This window comes from Tabrizicola sp., assembly GCF_051645465.1.
GTDB lineage: Bacteria > Pseudomonadota > Alphaproteobacteria > Rhodobacterales > Rhodobacteraceae > Tabrizicola.
In genome coordinates this window covers 1-4,780 of record NZ_JBOFBI010000336.1, presented here as the reverse complement: position 1 = coordinate 4,780, position 4,780 = coordinate 1, and the positions used below count along the sequence as shown (strand labels likewise).

Below are 4,780 nucleotides of genomic sequence, written 5' to 3'. Positions count from 1 at the left end.
GGCGGGTGGCGTCGGCCTCATCCTCGCCCACGATTTCATAGGTGGTCTGTAGGCCGGTTTCGTCAGCCACGGTCACCGCGAGACCAAAGGCGACCGCGGTCAGGTCATGAGAGGCGGGGTCGATGACGACGGCGGCCTTGAGGCGGGCCTCCAGCCAACGGATGTCGCGTTCGGCGGCGGCCTCGGGCAGCTTGTCGAGACGGTCGGGGCGTGTCTTCAGCCCGGCAAGCCGGGTCTGAGCCGCCGCCAGCTGCGCCTGAAGCGATGCGAGCCCGCGGGGGGTGACGATATTCGGCCCCGGCGGGACGGGCCTCTCGGGCAAATCGGGGCGGTCGCTGCCCGCGTCTTCGTTGACGAAAGCGCGGCTCATTTCAGGATGACCTCCAGCGGGTCGTAGTGGGCGATCTGGGTACCCCAGGCAGCAAGCGGCAAGCTATCGGGCTTGAAGCGGATGGTGCCGCTTTCCAGTTCGCCGCGAGAAAAGAAGCGGCGGTCGGTGACGACGCCCTCGGGATCAATCCAGGTTGGGTCAAGCGTGCCCGCCGCTATAGTGCAGCGGAAGTAGAGATCGACCTGGTGGAAGCCAGTGTCGGGGTCGTGGAACTCGTTGATCAGGGAGGGCTCGTCGACCGTGACGGCCAGCCCCGTTTCCTCATGCACCTCGCGGACAAGGTTTTCGGGCAGCGAGTAGCCGGCCTCGCAACCTCCCCCGGGCGCGCACCAGAGGCCAAGCCGTGCTCCGGGGTAGGCGTTGACCAGCAGGAGCCGGTCCCCCTGCAGGATCAGAGCGCGGACGGCAAGGCGGGGCTTGTGCTTGGCCATGGGCGAAAGGCTTGCGCAGGTCGGGCGGTTTTGTCCAGTCTTGCGGGGCCGGGCGGCGCGGCGGAGGAGGCCGTAGGCGTGACGTCAGGTAAGGCCTGCCTGCCCTTTCCAACCAGCCCAAGCCCGGCGATGATTGGCGCATGATCCGCTTGCGCCTGCCCTTTGCCTCACCGCCCGATGCTGCCTCTGGCGGCGCACCGCTTGAGCGGGTGATCCTGGTACACGGGCTTGCGCGGTCCTCGCGGTCGCTGGCGGCGATAGGGCTGGCGCTTCGGGCGGCGGGGTATGCGGTCAGCCATGCCGCCTATCCATCGACAACCGCTGCGCCAGAGGTGCTGGTCGGTGAGGTCGCGGCGGCCTATGCGGCCCCCTTCGCGGGACGGACGCATTTCGTGACCCATTCGATGGGCGGCATTCTGGTCAGGGACTGGCTGGCGCGGGGGCATCCGCCGGGGCTGGGGCGGGTGGTGATGCTGGCCCCGCCGAACCATGGGTCGGAACTTGTGGACCATTTCGGCGACTGGAAGGCGTTCGAGCTGGTCAACGGTCCGGCGGGGATGACGCTGGGGACGGGGCCGGAGAGCTGGCCGAACCGGTTGCCTGCGGCGGACTATCCGTTGGGGATCATTGCGGGGACGCGGTCGGTCTCGCCCTGGTTCAGCCAGCTTCTGCCGGGGCCGGATGACGGGAAGGTGACGGTCGCCTCGACCCGGCTGGAGGGGATGGCGGACCATCTGGTGCTGCCGGTGAGCCATACCTGGATGATGGTCAACCCGACGGTTATCCGGCAGACCCTGCAGTTCCTGCGGACGGGGCGGTTCGAGCGCGCCTAGGAGCCTAGGCTCATGGTGGGCACGGTGCCCATCTGATTTTATATTTTTAAATCAAATAGTTGGAATTGAGCGTTCAGGAAGTCTTAACTTTTCGGGGAACTGCTCGTCGATGCATTTCATGCACTCCTCGCGGGCGTCCCGAGGAGGAGACGAAGTCGAACGAGGAGGCGAAGTCAGCCCCGGACCACCCGATTGACATGACCCATCTTGCGGCCCGGACGCGGGCTCCCCTTGCCGTAAAGGTGGACGGCGGTGTCGCGAGCCTTCAGAAGCTCTGGCACGCGTAGCACATCGTCGCCGATGAGGTTTTCCATCACTACGTCGGCATAGCGGCCACCATCGCCCAAAGGCAGGCCCGCCACGGCGCGGATGTGCTGTTCGAACTGGTCGACGGCGCAGCCTTGTTGCGTCCAGTGGCCGGAGTTGTGGACGCGGGGGGCGATTTCGTTGACGAGCAACCCTTGCGGGGTGACGAAAAGCTCCACCCCCATCACCCCGACATAGTCCAGCGCGTTCAGGATGCGGGCGGCGAGGAGGACGGCGTCGCTGCGTTGGGCGGCCGTGAGGCGCGCGGGGACGGTGGTGGTGCGGAGGATGCCCCCAACGTGGACATTCTCGCCGGGGTCATAGGCCGCGACCGAGCCGTCAAGGCCGCGGGCGGCGATGACGCTGACCTCGCGGTCGAAGGCGACGAAGCCTTCCAGGACCGATGGGGCGCCGTTCATGGCGGCCCAGGCGGCGGGGATATCGGCGTCGGAGGTCAGCTTGACCTGCCCCTTGCCGTCATAGCCAAGGCGCGTGGTCTTCAGGATCGCCGGCAGGCCGAGCTCTGCCGCGGCGGTGCGGAGGTCGGCTTCGGAGTTTACCTCAGCCCAGGGGGCGGTCTGAAGGCCAAGGTCGTTCAGGAAGGACTTTTCGCTGATCCTGTCCTGGCTGATGGCCAGCGCCTTGCGGTTCGGGCGGATGGGTTTCAGCGACTCCAGCAGGTCGAGGGCCGAGGTCGGGACGTTCTCGAATTCGTAGGTGATGACGTCGACCGAAGCCGCAAAGGCCTGGAGGGCGGCTTGGTCCTCGTAGGGTGCGGTGGTGACCTTGAAGGCCACGTCGCCAGCGGGGGCGGCGCCGGGCTCGTAGATGTGGCAGCGATAGCCAAGGCGGCTGGCGGCGACCGAGAGCATCCGGCCAAGCTGGCCGCCGCCCAGGATGCCGATGACAGCGCCTTGCGGGAGCGCGTCAGTCATCCTTCGGCTCCTCGGGGATGCTTGCCGAAAGAGCCTCACGCCAGGTGTCGAGGCGCCCGGCGAGGGCGGCGTCATTCAGGGCAAGGATGCCAGCGGCCATTAGGCCCGCATTCGCGGCCCCGCCGATCGCCATGGTGGCCACGGGGTAACCTTTCGGCATCTGCAGGATGGAATACAGCGAGTCGACCCCGGCCAGCGCCTTGGTCTGGACCGGGACGCCGATCACCGGGACCCGGGTCTTCGAGGCCATCATGCCAGGCAGATGCGCGGCCCCACCGGCCCCCGCGATGATCACCTTGAGGCCGCGTTCGACGGCGGTCTTGCCGTAGTCCCAAAGCCGGTCTGGGGTGCGGTGGGCGGAGACGATCTTGGTCTCGTATGGGATGCCAAGTTCGTCCAGCATTTCCGCCGCTGCGCGCATCGTGGGCCAGTCGGACTGGCTACCCATGATGATCCCGACCTCTATGGCCATGAAGTGCCCCTTTTTGCGAGACGCGCACTATAGCCACGGGGCCGGTCGGGGCAAGCAGGTCTGGGGTTCGTACTTGTTGGGAGGTATAAAGCGGGGATTATGGAGACGGGTTTTCAGGAGAGGTTTGGGATGTGGGCCAGGCTTGTGGTGGTGATGGCGGCGGCGGGCATGGCTGAAGCCGGACCCTGCGAGCCGGGTGCGGAGGTGGATTATCCGCTGGCATGGGTACTGGATATGGAAGCGCGCGAGTATGCGTCCAGCGCGATCTTGAACTCCGATTTGGAGATGTCAGACCTAGCTGATCCGGCGCACCATTGGCCCGCCTACCTTGCCGCTCTTGAAAAGCGCAGCGCCGAATTGCCCGCCGCGCTGGCTGATCTGCCCTATCTTATTGTCCTGAGCGACGTACTGGATCATTTGGCGCCGCTATCCACCCTGACTTTCAGTCAAGAATCGGCTGCAATGCTGCGGATGGCTGAAGCGCTTGAGCGCCAAGGACTGAAAGCCGAGGCAGCACTGCTGCGAACCCCCATGGCGGTCTTTCCGGATTGGGATGCTGGTCCTGTCGCTCGCTCCAGGGGCCTCGGGTCAGCGGGCTGGCCACCGCCCGGCGAGATCGGAGAGGCGATTAACCGAGCTCAGGAGTCGTTGAAGCTGGCCGCTCCCCAGATCAGGGCGAAAACCGAGGCGCTGATTGCCAACGATGTGGCGGTGGTCGCAGCTTATGAGGCACAACGTATGAAGACCGACCCGGAGACCCGCCTGATCTATTTGAGCCACTTGCTGAGGATCGAGTGCCTTCCCGCTTCATGGAGGACGCCGGAGGAGCTGGATCGTGCCTTTGCCGCGATGCCCAGGCCGCAGGCGGACATACTGCTTTTGGATTTCTTTCTGACTGACAGCGACAATAGCAGCATGTACGACTACTTCTTCAACTCGACTGGCGGCATGGCGCCGCAGATCGCTGAGGTTCTGGATCGGATCGGACTGCCCGACCACGCGGCGGGGATTCGGCAGGGTATAGCAATTTTTCCTGAACCCTACCCGCGCGACATCGAGGCGAGACGTGACATAATGCTGAGCTTCACCCAGGCCGAGACGGGTGCGCTACGGGCGCTAAACGTCTGGGCCTACGACGGGCACGTCTACGCTGCGTTGCTGCGACTTGTGGAGGAGGCGGGCCTGATGCCGCGCTAGGCCAAGGCGGGGAGGCGGGGGACCTGTGCTCCCAGAAAATCGATCATCGCGCGGGTCTTGGCGGGGAGGAAGCTTCGGCTGGGATAGACCAGCCAGGCGCCGGTGTCGAAGGTCGTGGCGGTGACCTCCCATGGTGTCAGGAGGCGGGTCAGGCGGGCGGCGCGGATCATCGGGTCGGTCAGGTAGTTCGGCAGGAGGGCGACGCCGAGGTCGGC

7 protein-coding genes are annotated in these 4,780 nt (G+C 65.8%); 2 read left to right on the top strand and 5 right to left on the bottom strand.

Annotated features, from left to right (window positions below; translation table 11 throughout):
• Both ACRCSW_RS21485 and ACRCSW_RS21480 read right to left on the bottom strand, forming a co-directional pair.
• Positions 1-370: GreA/GreB family elongation factor (locus tag ACRCSW_RS21485; protein ID WP_438707694.1), on the bottom strand; the 370-nt coding region annotated here is incomplete at its 3' end.
• Positions 367-822, bottom strand: a complete 456-nt coding sequence (locus ACRCSW_RS21480) for an NUDIX domain-containing protein (protein ID WP_438707693.1) — start codon at positions 820-822, stop codon at positions 367-369. The genes ACRCSW_RS21485 and ACRCSW_RS21480, both read right to left, overlap by 4 nt.
• Before the next feature lie 140 nt (positions 823-962).
• On the opposite strand from ACRCSW_RS21480, the gene ACRCSW_RS21475 reads away from it, so the two are divergent.
• Positions 963-1,655, top strand: coding sequence for an esterase/lipase family protein (locus ACRCSW_RS21475; protein WP_438707692.1), 693 nt, complete (start codon positions 963-965; stop codon positions 1,653-1,655).
• A 173-nt stretch (positions 1,656-1,828) separates the two neighbouring features.
• Here ACRCSW_RS21475 and ACRCSW_RS21470 read toward each other — a convergent pair whose 3' ends face one another.
• Both ACRCSW_RS21470 and purE read right to left on the bottom strand, forming a co-directional pair.
• Positions 1,829-2,896 (bottom strand): 5-(carboxyamino)imidazole ribonucleotide synthase, encoded by a 1,068-nt coding sequence (locus tag ACRCSW_RS21470; RefSeq protein ID WP_438707691.1) that lies wholly within the window; start codon positions 2,894-2,896, stop codon positions 1,829-1,831.
• Positions 2,889-3,368, bottom strand: a complete 480-nt coding sequence (purE, locus tag ACRCSW_RS21465; RefSeq protein WP_438707690.1) for a 5-(carboxyamino)imidazole ribonucleotide mutase — start codon at positions 3,366-3,368, stop codon at positions 2,889-2,891. The genes ACRCSW_RS21470 and purE overlap by 8 nt, the downstream gene beginning before the upstream one ends.
• A 129-nt stretch (positions 3,369-3,497) precedes the next feature.
• Between purE and ACRCSW_RS21460 the strand changes: the two genes are divergently transcribed.
• Positions 3,498-4,565, top strand: a complete 1,068-nt coding sequence (locus ACRCSW_RS21460; protein WP_438707689.1) for a DMP19 family protein — start codon at positions 3,498-3,500, stop codon at positions 4,563-4,565.
• Here ACRCSW_RS21460 and ACRCSW_RS21455 read toward each other — a convergent pair.
• A partial coding sequence (locus tag ACRCSW_RS21455) for a LysR substrate-binding domain-containing protein (protein ID WP_438707688.1) occupies positions 4,562-4,780 on the bottom strand: 219 nt, incomplete at its 5' end. The genes ACRCSW_RS21460 and ACRCSW_RS21455 overlap by 4 nt on opposite strands.